Source organism: Niastella sp. sgz303648, from assembly GCF_059587045.1.
The window spans coordinates 1,004,516-1,019,334 of sequence record NZ_JCAPSW010000002.1; the positions used below are offsets into that span (position 1 = coordinate 1,004,516).

Sequence of the window (14,819 nt, forward strand, 5' to 3'; positions counted from 1 at the left end):
CATTATATCATCTAAAATCAAAAATTAATACACTATGGCCAAGAAGTTAAATGTTACCCCGCTGCACGACAGGGTAATTGTTAAACCAGCTAAAGCGGAAGAAAAAACCGCCGGCGGTATCATTATCCCCGATACTGCTAAAGAAAAGCCTCAACGTGGTACGGTAGTAGCTGCCGGCCCTGGTAAAAAAGATGAGCCTGTAACAGTAAAAGTAGGCGATACGGTTTTATATGGTAAATATGCAGGTACTGAGATCCAGATCGAAGGCGATGATCTGCTGATCATGCGTGAAAGCGACATCCTCGCAATCGTTTAATTTGAAAATTTGAAGATGTGCTAATTTGAAAATGATTAGCAGCTTCAGATTTTCAGGTTTCAATTTTCAAATTTTCAAATCGGTAAATTTTCAAATTAATCAAATATGGCAAAACAACTTTTCTTCGATATCGAAGCCCGCAACAGAATGAAAAAGGGCGTTGATGTACTGGCCAATGCCGTTAAAGTGACTTTAGGTCCCAAAGGCCGTAACGTAGTGCTGGAGAAAAAATTCGGTGCTCCTTCAGTAACAAAAGATGGCGTTACCGTAGCTAAAGAAATTGAACTTGAAGATCCCATCGAGAACATGGGTGCTCAAATGGTAAAAGAAGTAGCTTCCAAAACCGCAGATATTGCCGGTGATGGTACTACCACTGCTACTGTATTGGCCCAGATCATCGTTAGCGAAGGTTTGAAAAACGTAGCTGCAGGCGCCAATCCCATGGACCTGAAACGCGGTATCGAAAAGGCTGTTGAAGCGGTGATTGAAAACCTGAAAAGCCAGTCTCAGACTGTAGGTATCGATAGCAAAAAAATTCAACAGGTTGCCTCTATTTCGGCCAACAACGACGAAAACATTGGTAAACTGATTGCCGAAGCTTTTTCAAAAGTAGGTAAAGAAGGTGTTATCACTGTAGAAGAAGCTAAAGGAACCGATACTACTGTAGAAGTGGTAGAAGGTATGCAGTTCGATCGTGGTTATACTTCAGCTTATTTCGTTACCAACAGCGAAAAAATGCAGGCTGAACTCGAAAACCCGTATATCCTGATCTACGACAAAAAGATCAGCGCCATGAAAGATATTCTGCATATTCTCGAAAAGGTAGCTCAAAGCGGCCGTCCTTTACTGATCATTGCAGAAGAACTGGAAGGTGAAGCACTGGCTACCCTCGTAGTTAACAAACTGCGTGGTACCCTGAAAGTTGCTGCCGTTAAAGCTCCCGGCTTTGGCGACCGTCGTAAAGAAATGCTGCAGGATATCGCTATCCTTACAAAAGGTATCGTTATCAGCGAAGAACAAGGTTACAAACTCGAAGGCGCCGACCTGAGCTATCTGGGACAGGCTGCTTCGATCACCATCGATAAAGACAACACTACTGTTGTTGGCGGTAAGGGTAAAAAAGATGAGATCAATGCCCGCATCAACCAGATCAAAGCGCAAATCGAAGTAACAACTTCTGACTACGATAAAGAAAAATTACAGGAACGCCTGGCTAAATTAAGCGGTGGTGTAGCTGTATTGTATGTTGGTGCTGCTACCGAAGTTGAAATGAAAGAGAAGAAAGACCGTGTAGACGATGCACTGCATGCAACCCGCGCTGCTGTTGAAGAAGGTATTGTACCTGGTGGTGGCGTAGCTTATATCCGTGCCATCAAAGACCTGAATAAACTGAAAGGTTTGAACGAAGATGAGAACACCGGTATTGTTATTGTAAAAAGAGCCCTGGAAGAGCCGATCCGTCAGATCGTTGCTAACTGTGGTATCGAAGGCAGCATCGTTGTTCAAAAAGTAAAAGAAGGCGAGAATGATTATGGTTTCAATGCCCGCACTGAAAAATACGAGAATCTGTTACGCGCAGGTGTAATTGATCCTACAAAAGTTACCCGCATCGCATTGGAAAATGCCGCTTCAATTGCCGGTATGTTGCTCACCACTGAGTGTGTAATTGCCGACAAACCGAAGAAAGAAGAACCACATGTACATGGTGGTGGTGCTCCTGGTATGGGTGGCATGGACTACTAAGATGAAGTCTGAAGTCAGCAATCTGACGTCAGAAAAAATACAAAATAAGAAACAGGAGGTAGAGGTGTGCCTCCTGTTCTTATTAAATAAAAAGACCCCGTCCGGTACCTGCCGCGGCGGGGTTTTTTTGTTAAGGCAGTAGGCAATGGGCAGTAGGCAAACCCGATCATACCTATATTATTTTATAAGTCCGCTTAACTAAGCGGTTTTTTTATTTTATATTGTACCAATCTTTAAAAGAAACCCCGGCTAAATGAAAACACCTGTAACCCTGTTCTTTCTTTTTTTGGTTGTATGTGCAACAGCTCAGGATACGCGCAATTGGGCCCTTTTTAAAGAAGGCACCCGGCTTGAATATAAAACATATATTGTTGTATCCGGAATGCCTGTAAGAACCACCCAAAAGCTTGAAACAACCCGCTTAATACTTACTGTCGACAGCGTTAAAGAGAATGACGGTGTTATTTCAGGTTATATTACCAAAAAAGGTATTGCATCCAACAACCCGAATTATAAATACGCAAAAAAATTTATTATAAAATCCGATGGCAAAAGAATCATTCTGCCATTCGTTCTTTACATGCCCGATACCATTTATTCCTGTGATATAGATCGGCAGCGGGGCGGGTTATTTTCGGCAATTGATTATCCGCAGAATGGCCTGGCCTTTCTGGTACCACCTTCGTTCAATGGCGTGCATGACATTGAATTTGATAAAAGAGTAACCAAAGCGAAAGGAAATATGATGCGCGTATCGGGTGATATGGAATTTACAATAAGGAAGATGTATGTAGAAGGGCAGGAGAAGATCACAACCAAAGCGGGTGAGTTTGACTGTTATAAAATAACCTGGGAAGGGGAGTGCATACTTTCCGGAAAACATACAATAGTAAGAACGGTATTTTATTATAATGAGCAAACCGGCCTTATTAAAGCTGAATATGAAGGAGGCTATACCGAGCTGACAGATGTAAGGTAGTCAGAAAAAAAGTTCGTAACTTATAATTCCAACCAACAAATTGCAGCCATGAAGCATATTACCTGGTGTTTGCTGTTGCTGTGCCAGTACGCCCTGAGTCAAACAAACACTGATGAAAATTACAGTAACCTGAGCGGCAATCCTTATTTGTTTAAAGACTGGTCGGATGGCATTGTGCGGTTTACAAGCGGACGCACCATGAACCAGTTCAAATTAAAATTCGACTGCTTAAAAAATATATTGCTGTTGCAGTTCGATGGTAATTCTTTTGCTACCGAAAGCAAAGTGCAGGAATTTGTTCTTTATCCCAAAAGCAAAAACAAAGATTCACTTGTTTTTCGTAAAGGATTTCCGCCAACCGAAAAAACATCTGAAAATACCTTCTTCCAGGTGTTGTATCAGGATAAAGTAATGCTGCTTCGTTTATTTTTCAGAACTATCGTTGAAGAAAAGCAACTGGTAACCATTAACAGCCGCACCAGCCGGCGGCTCGAAGAAGGTGAACAATACTACCTGTATCAAAAAGGCGAAATGATTCTTTTACCCGATAACAAAAACCTGCTTGCTGAAAAATTCCCTGATAAAAAAGATCAGATTGCACAGTTTATTGCTTCCCGGCAATTGAAAATGCATATGCCCGACGATTTTGTGCAGGTGGTGAAAAAATATAATGAATTGATTCCCTGAAGGCACAAATAACAAGGTACAAGGCACAAGATCTTGCAGTTTAATCAGGTTAATTAAAATTGAACCACTTGTGCCTTGTCGCTTTTCCTGAGCCTTGTGCCTTTAAAAAAAGGCCGGGCACAATAATGCCCAACCTTATCAAAATGTAACTCTTTGGACTTTTGTGCCCAAAGAATACCTGTTACGGATAGAAAACGGGTTGTTGAGACTAAAAAGGAGACGGGTCGGACAATTATTATGACCGGTTTTAGCTGCAAAAAGTTGTATCGGTGGATAAGTTGACGCCGGTTGATAAGTTAATCAGTTGATCGGTTAACAAGTTAACAGGTTAACCAGTTAACTTGTTAACTTTTCAACTTGAAACTATTCTATAACTTTAATATTCAACTGCTTCCATCTAACCTTAATACCGCCGCCGGCGTGTATCTGCAATGCAATAAAACCCTGCCCCTGACCAATTTTTTCATCTTTCAGGTAAACCATTTGGTGGCCATTGAGCCAGGTAGTTACTTCATCATTTATGGCTTTTATTTTTAATGTATTCCACTGGCCTTCCTTTAGCAATTGTTCATCTTCGGGTTTCGGTTGTATGAGCCAGCCACGGCCGTACGATTCATAAATACCTGCCGTATGGTTATTCAATGGCGCTACCTCAACCTGCCAGCCGTTGATTTTTACCCCCTCGATGGATGAACGAAAAAAAACACCGCTGTTGCCATTTGCTTCCTGTTTGAATTGCAGGGTTAGTTCGAAGTTTTTATATTTTTCGTTTGTGCTTAAATAGCCATACTCCTTATCGGGTCCGCTTTCGCATACCAGTTCGCCTTTGTCGACATACCATTTTTCGGTGCCGTGAATCGTCCAGCCGGTAAGGTCTTTACCATTAAAAAGCGATTTTGATTTTTGAGCGGTCATGCTCAGGGTCAGTAGCAAAAAAGCTGAAAATAGCAGTAATTGTTTCATTTGTATATTTTGGTTGATGAAGTTGACCTGTTAACTGATTAACAAGTTAACTGGTTAACCCGTTGATAAGTTAACCGGTAATTCATTAAATTACTAACTTATTAGCGTATTAACTGGTTAACCAGCCAACTTTTCAACTCATTAACTTATCAACTCCATGTCGCGTTTTTATGTAGAACCTGATATTTCGATTGCCAAAACACTACATACCGATTTTTATACCGATGCAGTGGTTTTTGACCAGGCGAAAGAAAAAATATTTTCGGGCAGCTGGCAGTTTGTGGGCGATGCGGGCATGGTGCATGAACCGGGCCGTTGTTACCCGCTCACATTACTTGAAAAATACATCGATGAGCCGTTGCTGCTAACACGCGATCAGCAAAATACCATTCATTGTATAAGTAATGTTTGCACGCACAGAGGCACCATAGTTGTAAAAGAACCCTGCAAAACGGTGAACCTGCGATGCCGTTATCATGGCCGCCAGTTTGGTTTGGATGGGCATTTTATTTCGATGCCCGAATTTAAAGAGGTAAAAAACTTTCCAACTGCTGATGATAACCTTGCCCGGTTACCGCTTTTTCAATGGGGACCGTGGCTGTTTGTTTCGCTGCAACAAAAGTCTGCTCCCGAACCATACCTGCAGGATATGATCGACCGGGTAGGGTGGTTGCCGGTTAACGACTTTGTGTTTAAGCCCGAATTATCGAAAGATTATATTGTACAGTCGCACTGGGCCTTGTATTGCGAAAACTATCTCGAAGGTTTTCATATTCCTTTCGTACATGCCGGTTTAAATGCGGTGCTCGACTTTGGCAATTATGTTACCGAATTGTTCAGGTACAGCAATCTGCAACTGGGCATTGGTAAAGAAGGCGAGGAAGTGTTTGATCTGCCCGCTTCATCGCCCGATTATGGCAAGCAGGTGGCTGCCTATTATTTTTTCGTTTTTCCAAATATGATGTTCAACTTCTATCCCTGGGGGTTAAGTGTTAATATTGTAAAACCGCTGTCGCAGCAACAATGCAAAGTGTCGTTTTTGACGTATGTGTGGAAGGAGGAATTGTTCAACCGCGGCGCCGGCGCCGATCTGAACCAGGTCGAAATGGAAGATGAAGAAGTGGTGGAAGCCGTTCAGAAAGGAATACTGTCGCGCTTTTATCGCCATGGCCGGTATTCGGTAACCCGTGAGCAGGGAACGCATCACTTTCACCGGTTGATTGCAAAAGCGATGGGGTAGGGTTGGGAGCAGGGAGTAAGATGTATGAAGTAGGAAGATGTTCACAAGTTAACAGGTTGACAAAGTTGATAGGTTAACAGGAAACTGAGCGAATTGCCGTTTCACAATTCACCCCGCTTACGCAAAAAGCTTCAGCGGGTAGCATACACAGCGCACCCAATAATGACTAAACCAAACAACCGAAAAACAATAGGCTTTGGCGCCGCAACGGCTGTTGTAGCAGGCAGCATAATCGGCTCGGGCATATTTATGAAGCCGGCTGTAATGGCAGCACAGGTTGCCTCGCCCGTTTGGTTGATTGTGGTATGGATAGTGGCCGGCGTTTTTTCTTTGTTTGGCGCATTGATCTATGCCGAGGCCGGATGCATGTTTCCGCAAAGCGGCGGGATATACATCTACTTTCGCCATATGTATGGCAACTTCGTTGCTTTTTTATATGGATGGGCGGCCTTTACGGTTATTAATACAGCTTCGGTAGCCGCCATTGCTTTCGTTTGCGCCCAGTATGCCGATTTTTTTCTACATCTTCCCCGGTTGCCACTTGCCACCGAACAATCGGTAATATGGCATATTCCATTCCTGGGGAATCTGTATCCGTTAGATAATATCGGCGTAAAGTTTTTATCCATTGCCCTGGTGCTGGGGCTTACCCTCATAAATTATTTAAGCGTACGTGCCGGCAGCGCGCTGCAGATTTTTTCTACTTTAATAAAGATCGTTGTGGTGGCCCTGCTGGTCGCCGGTATTTTTTATTCAGGCAACGGAACAACAGCCAATTTCATTACGCCTGCTGCCCATCCTTTACAGGGCTGGTCGTTAACCGGTGGTTTTGTTGCTGCGTTAACAGGCGCTTTTATGTCGTACGACGGATGGATCAACATCACCTTCCTGGCTGGTGAAGTGAAAAATCCGCAGAAGAATATTTTTCGAAGTCTTATTACCGGTGTATTTGTTTGTATAGGCATTTATCTGTTAGTGAACCTGGCTTATTTGTATGTATTGCCGGTAGATAAAATGGCGGCATCGCCGCTGGTAGCGTCAGACGCTATTGCAGTGGCCCTGGGAAAAACAAGCGGCGCTATTGTGGCGGCCCTGATCGTTATTTGTACGTTTGGCGCCATTAATGGTAATACAATGGCCATTTCGCGGGTTACCTATGCCATGGCAAAAGATGGTTTGTTTATTCCGTGGACGGGCAAAGAGCATCCGCGTTTTCATACGCCCGGCAATGCCCTGTGGCTGCATGGCATCTGGGCCAGCTGTTTAATTATTACCGGTTCGTTCGATATGCTGGCCGATATGTTCACATTTGTAACCTGGGCGGCATACCTGCTGGGCGCTATCGGAATCATCATGCTGCGAAAGCGAATGCCCCATCAGGAGCGCCCCTATAAAGTGTGGGGATACCCGGTAGTGCCCTGGTTATTTGTTGCTTTCGCTTCTTTTTATGTGGTAAGCACCATCTGGAATGATGTATACAATTATATCCACGGCCGCGTACCGGTTATAAATTCGTTACTGGGATTATTGGTAACCGCATTGGGCATACCGGTGTATTTGTATTTTAGAAAGAAGGCGGGTAGGAAGAAGAAGTTGACAAGTTAATAGGTTGACAAAGTTGATAAGTTAACAGAAACTGATGATTTTGCTGTTTCACGTTTGCCGTTTCACGATTGACGATTGACCATTCACCATTCACAATTCACCATTCACGAAAACAGTCGCATGATTACCACATTACTGTTTCTTTTGCTCAACAATACTGCTGTTATTTCACAACAGCCGGCAACCGACACCTTTTACCTGTTACAACCTGATCGTGTATTTGATGGTGAACAAATGCATGAAGGCTGGCAGGTGCTGGTTAAGAACAGTCATATTGAAGCGGCAGGTGCTATAAAACAGGTTCCCAAAACAGCCACCATTATACCGCTAAAAGGCTGTACGTTATTACCTGGTTTTATTGAAGGACATAGTCATTTGTTTCTGCATCCTTACAACGAAACGCCCTGGGATGAGCAGGTGCTGAAAGAATCCCGGGCTGAACGTACCGCCCGCGCAGTAAACCATGCAAAAGCTACGCTGCTGGCCGGTTTTACAACAGTACGCGATCTGGGTACCGAAGGGGCTATGTACGATGATGCAGGGTTGAAAACAGCCATTGAAAAAGGCATCGTTCCGGGGCCGCATATGCTGGTTGCAACGCGTGCTATTGTAGCAACCGGCAGTTACGGACCCAAATCGTCTTCGGCCGATGTTGATTTTCCCAAAGGGGCAGCCGAAGTGGGTAATATTGATGAACTGGAAAAGGAAATAAGAATCCAGATCAGCAAAGGGGCCGATCTTATAAAAATATATGCCGACTATCGCTGGGGTGTGAACGATAAAACACAACCCACATTTACGGTAGCAGAACTAACCCATGCGGTTGATGTTACGCGCAGCAGCGGCCGCCAGGTGGTGGTGCATGCGTCATCGGCCGAAGCTATGCGACGGGCCGTACTGGCCGGTGTATCTACTATTGAACACGGCGATGAAGGAACACCCGAAGTGTTCAGGTTGATGAAAGAAAAAGGCGTAGCGCTTTGTCCTACCATTGCTGCCGGTGAAGCCATTTCGCAGTACAAGGGATGGCGAAAGGGTATCGATGAGGAGCCTGAGCGCATTACTGAAAAAAGAAAAAGTTTTGCTGCGGCACTGGCTGCGGGTGTTACCATATGCATGGGTGGCGATGTGGGTGTATATGCACACGGTAATAATGCCTGGGAAATGGAAGCAATGGCCGCTTATGGCATGCAACCGATCGATGTATTGCGATCGGCTACTTCGGTGAATGCCGATGTATTTGGCATTGCCGATAAGGCCGGAAGAATAAAACCCGGCTTACCGGCAGATATCGTTGTTGTAGAAGGAAATCCGGTAAATAATATTTCGCTGGTAAGAAAGGTGAAGCTTGTGATGAAAGATGGAAGAAAATACAGTTTATAGTTTTGGGTTTATAGTTTATAGTTGTTCTGCAAGCAACAAGGTTTGAAATAATAAGAAGGATGTCGATTTTAAAGAACCATAAACCATGAACAATAAACCAGAAACATTAAATGGTTAACTCTTTAATTAATTCTTCGTATTCAGGAAATAACTGTATAAGTTCTTTTTTTGTGGCGAGTTCAAAATCGGCGAAGTCGAAGCCGGGCGAAACGGTGCAGCCAACCAGGGCGTAGTCGCCACCTGGCGACAGGCGTGCGGCAAACCAGTTGCCGGCTGAAATAACACATTGAAAAGATTCGCCTTTATCGGGATCATTGCCCAGTTTGTGCACCAGCAACTGGCCCGATGCATCAATTTCATAAACGATAAGCGCATCCCCGTAATAGAAATGCCATATCTCATCGCTTTTAATTTTATGAAAGGCCGAAAACTGATGCTGCTTTAATAAAAAATATATACTGGTGCAAAAAGAGCGGTCACCGCTGAACGAAAGCGGCAGTGACGGCCGGGGAACCATAACCGGCGACCGGTAAATTTCGCGAAAAGCACCTCCTTCAATATGTGTACTCAGGTTTAAACGATTGATCCAGTAATCGGCTGTTCGTTTTACCATGTTATTGCTCTATGATGATCGGTTTAGGACGCGGGCCCCAATACCAGTTATGTAAAGAATCTTTTATGCGTGTGGTATCGGCAGGTGTGCCGGGTAAAGAAATTACAATTTTTAAAATGGTTGAGTCGGCAGATGCTTCGAGATTGACCCTTGGTTTTAATTTATTGTAACGATCAAGGGCTGAGGATTTGTATTTGAATGTTTCCAGCACATACTTGTACGTTGTTGAAGGGCCTGCTGCAGGTGGTGGTGTAGTAGTTTTGGTTACCGTAGTAGGAACAGGGGTAACGGTTTTGGTTGTTTCTACCTTATCGTTCGCGTTTAAGTGAATACTGTCGCGGTTAATCGCTTCGGCCAGGGCCTTTTGCGGTGTATCGATGTTATGAAGATATTGATTTGTACGCGTGATCTCCGAATCAGAAGTGTCGGCAGCCGTAGTGTTGGCCGTTGCAACTTTTTTGGAAAACAGGCTGTAACCGCCCCACAAAATAATGCCAAATCCTACTACAATTCCTATAATAACTGCCAGCTTGCGGATTGTATTACTTCGTGATTCATAAGGATTGTCATCAAAAACCGATTTCTTTTTAATGCCGCCCTGGGGCGTTTCGCGTTCGAGCGGAGCCAGTGGCGGGGGCGCTTCGAGGCGTTGTACTACGGGCAGGCCCGGTGTGAATTCGTATACGGCTTCTCTGTTTTTTTGTAAAGTGCCGATTCCTTCGATATGAAATGGTTTGCCGATATTCAGCATCAGCTTGCCGTCGGCAACAAATGTTTCAAGATCCGATTCTGCCAGTGGCTTTATTTTACCGGTATGTTTGCGAATAAAGTCGATTAACTCATCATCTGGCCGGGCGATCGTTTTTTGGGCAAAATGAATATGCTCCAGAAGGTCGCGGGAATTTCTGTCCGCAATACTCTGTACATCTACCACGTCATCAAGGTAAAAACTACCAATTCCGGGTAAATTCAAAACCTTGTGCTGGTAAAAATATTGGGCTACTAAAACAGAGATTTTCAAGAGATTAAGGATTTTTTGTGTAAGTTAATCATATTTTACGTGTATGCAATAGAAGGGCCGCGGCAAGTTATTATTTTTGCAGGAAGTTTATTGGATTGTGGATTAATTTATTACGTATGCTTACTGAATCAGAAAGGCGTTTTTTGCAGTACTGGGAAGCTAATCGTTTACGTGAAAAAAAGGTAAACAAGCAATTGTTGCTGGGCCTGCCCATCGGGTTACTTTTTGCCATCCCTGTATTAATTATGTTGTTTTCGGGTAAATTCTGGTATCAGCGGGCCAATATGGAGGCTAACAGCCAAAGTAGTCCTGTTATACTTATGGTTGCCATAGTATGTATTGCCGTGTTTGTAGCTGTTTTTTACAAGCGGCACCAGTGGGAAATGAAGGAACAGCAGTATCTTGAGCTGAAAGCGAAGGAGCAGGAAGAGCAGGATCAATAAGCAATAGGCAATATGCAATTGACAAAAAACAGGCAATTAGCAAAATACAATTGCAAATTATAACTAAGGTAACTATTGCCAATTGTCCGTTGCCAATTGCCAATTGGTTGAAAAGCAGCTATCGAGTTTTTACCATTGTCTTTTAGCTGGGTTAATTGCCAATTGTCAGTTGCCTGTTGCCAATTGATTCAGTTGGGTTTATATAAACAAAACAACTTCTAATGAGAAATCTTGTTTGGGGTTTTCCGGGCTTTATACTGTTATTTGTATTAGGCGGTAGTTGTAAAAAGGAGTCAGGCTGTGGATATAGCGAACAGAATATTGTAGCACCACTTAGTGAACAGCAGGCTGTATATAATTATCTTTCCTCATATAGCATTTCGGCCGCCAAAGATTCAAGTGGTTTTTATTATCAGGTGGCCGACGGTGGAACGGGAAGCAATCCGGGCCTTTGTTCGCAGGTTGAATTAACTTATACAGGCAAATTTACCAATGGCAATACTTTTGCCGATGAAAGCACCGCATTTACGCTGGGGTCTTCTATAGAAGGATTAAAAAAAGGAATCCCACTTATTAAAAAAGGCGGTCATATCAAATTATTTGTTCCACCTACACTGGCGTACGGTTCTACTGATTTTAAAGATAAAAACGGAAACGTGGTCATTCCGGCTAATTCAATATTGATATTCGATATTAACCTCACGACCTTTTATTGATAGTTTGATTGTTATGGACTCCGTTCTGCAAACCTGATTACAAATTGTTAAACTGTATGAAATTCAGGTTCCTAACCATCTAACAATCAAACCATATAGCCATCTGTACAGAATACGCACCGTGTTGTAGCTACTGTCTTTTCACTTACATTTGCCCCAAAACGTATACCCTTGCCACACGAAGCCATTTCAGTATTCGATATATTTAAAATAGGTGTTGGCCCTTCCAGTTCTCATACATTGGGGCCCTGGCGCGCCGCTCAGTACTTTTTACAATCACTTGAACAGAAAAAACAGTTATCGCAGGTTCAGTCATTAAGGGTTTTGTTATATGGCTCACTGGCAAAAACCGGTAAAGGGCATGGTACCGATGTGGCCGTTCAATTAGGATTAAGCGGCGATGACCCGGTTACTTTTGATGTAGAAAAGATCGATATAAAGATGCACGACATCAGATCCCGCAAAAAGCTGTTGCTGCATGGTAAACACGAAATTGATTTTGACCCGCAAACAGATATTGATTTTTTATTTACCGAATCATTGCCATATCACCCCAATGCGCTTACATTTTTAGTTACGCTGCAACAGGGTGAACAACTGGCCGAAACTTATTACTCGGTAGGAGGGGGATTTGTACAAAAAGAAGGTGAACAAACAACTTCATCATCAGCCGTTCAGTTACCGTTTCCTATCAACACCGCAGATGATCTGTTGCACTGGTGCCGTAAAACCGGACTCAGCATCAGCGAGGTGGTCATGGAAAATGAAAACAGCTGGCGGCCCGAAGAAGAAACCCGAAAAGGCGTATTGAAGATCTGGCAGGTAATGAAAGATTGCATGTACCGGGGTTGTCATAGCGAGGGCATGTTGCCCGGCGGGTTACAGGTAAAACGCAGAGCGGCCAATCTTAATAAAAAATTATTGCAGGGCAAACCATATACAGATTTCGACAGCTGGATGCAGGCTGTACGTGCCGGCGGTAATGATTTCAAATATATTCTTGACTGGGTAAGTTGTTTTGCTTTAGCCATCAATGAAGAAAATGCCTCGTTCGGCAGAGTGGTTACCGCGCCTACGAACGGCGCTGCCGGAGTAATACCTGCCGTATTACATTATTATGTTACGTTTTGCTATCCTCAACAAACCACAACGGCCGGCGGCAAAGACCTTGATGATAAAATTCTTCAGTTTATGTTTACCGCTTCTGAAATAGGAAGCATTTTTAAAAAGGGTGCTACCATTTCAGCGGCTATGGGTGGTTGTCAGGCCGAAATTGGCGTATCGTCTGCCATGGCAGCCGCCGGTATTACCGAAGTGCTGGGTGGCAGTCAGCGCCAGGCGCTGATGGCTGCAGAAATTGCCATGGAGCATCATTTGGGGTTGACCTGCGACCCTATTGGCGGCCTGGTACAAATTCCCTGCATTGAACGAAATACCATGGGGGCCATCAAGGCTATTACCGCTTCACAGCTGGCATTGCAAAGCACGCCCGATTTTGCGAAAGTATCGCTCGATACGGTGATCAAAACCATGTGGGATACAGCTATCGATATGAGCTTCAAATACAAGGAAACCGCCGAAGGCGGACTGGCAGTGCATATTCCGCTGAGTTTGCCGGAATGTTAAGGGCAATAGTCAATAGGCAGTGGGCAGTAGTGAGTGGTAAGTAAGAAGTATTAAGGCGTTGAAAAGTTAACAGGTTGAAAAAGTTGATAAGTTAAAAAGAACAGAGCGCTTTGCCGATTCATCCCGCCATGGCGGGACCGATTCACCATTGACCATTCACCATTGACCATTCACCAAAACACTTATCCATGATTGATCGCAACTTTGAATCTATAAGTCCATCGGCAACAGGTTTGCTGCTTACCAAAGCCCTTACAACGATTCCTTTTGCCCGTGAAGCAGCTGCTTTGATTTGGGGTGAAGAAAACTTAAGGCACATGCTTCAGGGCCGTGCAAACCGCGAATCATTTGGCTGGTTATTACATTTCGAAAACAGATACCGTACAATCGATGCCTTTTTGCAGCCACCTCCTTCCAAAAATATTCTTGAAATAGCTTCCGGTTTTTCTTTCAGGGGTTTGCAGCTATGCGTAAATGACGATATCGTATATATCGATACTGATCTGCCCGATTCAATGGCTACCAAAAAACAACTGGTTGAAAATATTATAGAAAACGGGAAGCTGCCAGTAAAAGGAAAATTGCTCATGCATGCGCTGAATGCATTGGATGAAGAAGCGTTTGATAAAGTGATCAGTCTTTTTCCGCCCGGAGAGATTACCATTTTGAATGAAGGCTTGCTTATGTACCTCGATGAAGCTGAAAAGCGGAAATTGTGCGCCAATATCCGTTCCGTTCTTGCAAAGCGCGGTGGTTGCTGGATCACAGGTGATATATACCTGAAAAAAACTGCTGAACAGCAGGAGCATTATATAAGCGAAGCGGCGAAAAACTTTTTGGCTTCGCACCAGGTAGAAGAAAAAAAGTTCGACAGCTATGAATCTGCCGCTGATTTTTTTAATGCCTGCGGATTTTCTGTGGCAGCTTCTGAAACGGTACTTGTTGACCGGTTGAGTGCATTACGGTTTATTAAAGAAGAAAAGATACCTGAATCAACGATAGCCGGCTGGTTCAAAAACCGGCAAACCTGGAAGCTGGTTTGTACTGCTTAATAGCAAATCCCTTAAGACTGCTTTTTTCCAATGCTTTATGCCTGAAGCTATGGGTTTCCATTTATAATTTGATCGGCTGTACCACTGAGCAGTATGCATTGTTGCAAACTGTTCACCGCCTGGCTGGTATCAACTGCATATTGCATACTCTTACCCTTAGTTAAAATTATTTATTTGGGTTTATTGAAACCTCCTAAGCCTCTGAAATGCAGGCCGGGAGCCACAATGCACGCATACCATTCGCAGTTATATATCAGGAAAAAGCAATGTGATTGGTATCATATTTGAGATGATTTAACGCTTTTTTTTATGGTACACATTCGCATTGTCGATTCCGGAAAAAGGAAAAAGTAAGTGCATATTCCATTTTCTTCTTTTGGGAACGAATAATGCCTGCTGATCCGTAATTATGAAAACCAATTCAATAACAAT

General features: G+C 43.5%; 14 protein-coding genes. 11 read left to right on the top strand and 3 right to left on the bottom strand.

The genetic code is table 11. The features are described 5' to 3' along the window. Nucleotides 1-34: 34 nt before the first annotated feature. From AC59IL_RS08625 to AC59IL_RS08640, 4 genes are all read left to right on the top strand, one after another. Nucleotides 35-316: a co-chaperone GroES gene (locus AC59IL_RS08625; protein WP_496551703.1), complete on the top strand. Its 282-nt coding sequence runs from the start codon at nucleotides 35-37 to the stop codon at nucleotides 314-316. 105 nt (nucleotides 317-421) lie between these two features. Further along, nucleotides 422-2,059 carry a chaperonin GroEL gene (gene groL / locus AC59IL_RS08630; protein WP_496551704.1) on the top strand — a complete coding sequence of 546 codons (1,638 nt, stop codon included), beginning with the start codon at nucleotides 422-424 and terminating at the stop codon, nucleotides 2,057-2,059. Between the two features lie 253 nt (nucleotides 2,060-2,312). Beyond that, entirely contained in the window at nucleotides 2,313-3,038 is a 726-nt protein-coding gene (locus AC59IL_RS08635) for a TapB family protein (RefSeq protein ID WP_496551705.1), read from the top strand. A 48-nt stretch (nucleotides 3,039-3,086) separates the two neighbouring features. Next, nucleotides 3,087-3,725: a hypothetical protein gene (locus AC59IL_RS08640; RefSeq protein ID WP_496551706.1), complete on the top strand. Its 639-nt coding sequence runs from the start codon at nucleotides 3,087-3,089 to the stop codon at nucleotides 3,723-3,725. A 363-nt stretch (nucleotides 3,726-4,088) separates the two neighbouring features. On the opposite strand, the gene AC59IL_RS08645 is transcribed toward AC59IL_RS08640, so the two are convergent. Further along, nucleotides 4,089-4,688, bottom strand: a complete 600-nt coding sequence (locus AC59IL_RS08645) for a 3-keto-disaccharide hydrolase (protein ID WP_496551707.1) — start codon at nucleotides 4,686-4,688, stop codon at nucleotides 4,089-4,091. A gap of 157 nt (nucleotides 4,689-4,845) precedes the next feature. On the opposite strand from AC59IL_RS08645, the gene AC59IL_RS08650 reads away from it, so the two are divergent. The 3 genes from AC59IL_RS08650 to AC59IL_RS08660 all read left to right on the top strand — a co-directional run bounded on the left by AC59IL_RS08650 (nucleotide 4,846) and on the right by AC59IL_RS08660 (nucleotide 8,916). Beyond that, entirely contained in the window at nucleotides 4,846-5,928 is a 1,083-nt protein-coding gene (locus AC59IL_RS08650; RefSeq protein WP_496551708.1) for an aromatic ring-hydroxylating oxygenase subunit alpha, read from the top strand. Nucleotides 5,929-6,090: 162 nt separating this feature from the next. Further along, nucleotides 6,091-7,533 carry an APC family permease gene (locus AC59IL_RS08655; protein ID WP_496551709.1) on the top strand — a complete coding sequence of 481 codons (1,443 nt, stop codon included), beginning with the start codon at nucleotides 6,091-6,093 and terminating at the stop codon, nucleotides 7,531-7,533. A 120-nt stretch (nucleotides 7,534-7,653) separates the two neighbouring features. After that, complete coding sequence (locus AC59IL_RS08660; protein ID WP_496551710.1) at nucleotides 7,654-8,916, top strand: metal-dependent hydrolase family protein; 1,263 nt, start codon at nucleotides 7,654-7,656, stop codon at nucleotides 8,914-8,916. Between the two features lie 106 nt (nucleotides 8,917-9,022). On the opposite strand, the gene AC59IL_RS08665 is transcribed toward AC59IL_RS08660, so the two are convergent. Next, a complete protein-coding gene (locus tag AC59IL_RS08665) occupies nucleotides 9,023-9,529 on the bottom strand; it encodes a cupin domain-containing protein (RefSeq protein WP_496551711.1) in 507 nt (168 codons plus the stop codon). Between the two features lies 1 nt (nucleotide 9,530). Continuing rightward, a complete protein-coding gene (locus tag AC59IL_RS08670; protein ID WP_496551712.1) occupies nucleotides 9,531-10,550 on the bottom strand; it encodes a hypothetical protein in 1,020 nt (339 codons plus the stop codon). 116 nt (nucleotides 10,551-10,666) lie between these two features. On the opposite strand from AC59IL_RS08670, the gene AC59IL_RS08675 reads away from it, so the two are divergent. The 4 genes from AC59IL_RS08675 to AC59IL_RS08690 all read left to right on the top strand — a co-directional run bounded on the left by AC59IL_RS08675 (nucleotide 10,667) and on the right by AC59IL_RS08690 (nucleotide 14,387). After that, nucleotides 10,667-10,993 carry a hypothetical protein gene (locus tag AC59IL_RS08675; RefSeq protein ID WP_496551713.1) on the top strand — a complete coding sequence of 109 codons (327 nt, stop codon included), beginning with the start codon at nucleotides 10,667-10,669 and terminating at the stop codon, nucleotides 10,991-10,993. A 221-nt stretch (nucleotides 10,994-11,214) separates the two neighbouring features. Continuing rightward, nucleotides 11,215-11,709, top strand: a complete 495-nt coding sequence (locus AC59IL_RS08680) for an FKBP-type peptidyl-prolyl cis-trans isomerase (RefSeq protein WP_496551714.1) — start codon at nucleotides 11,215-11,217, stop codon at nucleotides 11,707-11,709. Between the two features lie 240 nt (nucleotides 11,710-11,949). Then, on the top strand, nucleotides 11,950-13,335 hold the full coding sequence (locus tag AC59IL_RS08685) for an L-serine ammonia-lyase (protein ID WP_496551735.1): 1,386 nt from the start codon (nucleotides 11,950-11,952) through the stop codon (nucleotides 13,333-13,335). Between the two features lie 188 nt (nucleotides 13,336-13,523). Beyond that, a complete protein-coding gene (locus tag AC59IL_RS08690; RefSeq protein WP_496551715.1) occupies nucleotides 13,524-14,387 on the top strand; it encodes a hypothetical protein in 864 nt (287 codons plus the stop codon). Nucleotides 14,388-14,819 lie beyond the last annotated feature (432 nt).

Coding starts and splice junctions, on each gene's coding strand:
- AC59IL_RS08675 (WP_496551713.1), top strand. CDS start 10,667: ATGCTTACTGAATCAGAAAGGCGTTTTTTGCAGTACTGGGAAGCTAAT.
- AC59IL_RS08655 (WP_496551709.1), top strand. CDS start 6,091: ATGACTAAACCAAACAACCGAAAAACAATAGGCTTTGGCGCCGCAACG.
- AC59IL_RS08640 (WP_496551706.1), top strand. CDS start 3,087: ATGAAGCATATTACCTGGTGTTTGCTGTTGCTGTGCCAGTACGCCCTG.
- AC59IL_RS08650 (WP_496551708.1), top strand. CDS start 4,846: ATGTCGCGTTTTTATGTAGAACCTGATATTTCGATTGCCAAAACACTA.
- groL (WP_496551704.1), top strand. CDS start 422: ATGGCAAAACAACTTTTCTTCGATATCGAAGCCCGCAACAGAATGAAA.
- AC59IL_RS08660 (WP_496551710.1), top strand. CDS start 7,654: ATGATTACCACATTACTGTTTCTTTTGCTCAACAATACTGCTGTTATT.
- AC59IL_RS08680 (WP_496551714.1), top strand. CDS start 11,215: ATGAGAAATCTTGTTTGGGGTTTTCCGGGCTTTATACTGTTATTTGTA.
- AC59IL_RS08665 (WP_496551711.1), bottom strand. CDS start 9,529: ATGGTAAAACGAACAGCCGATTACTGGATCAATCGTTTAAACCTGAGT.
- AC59IL_RS08645 (WP_496551707.1), bottom strand. CDS start 4,688: ATGAAACAATTACTGCTATTTTCAGCTTTTTTGCTACTGACCCTGAGC.
- AC59IL_RS08635 (WP_496551705.1), top strand. CDS start 2,313: ATGAAAACACCTGTAACCCTGTTCTTTCTTTTTTTGGTTGTATGTGCA.
- AC59IL_RS08690 (WP_496551715.1), top strand. CDS start 13,524: ATGATTGATCGCAACTTTGAATCTATAAGTCCATCGGCAACAGGTTTG.
- AC59IL_RS08625 (WP_496551703.1), top strand. CDS start 35: ATGGCCAAGAAGTTAAATGTTACCCCGCTGCACGACAGGGTAATTGTT.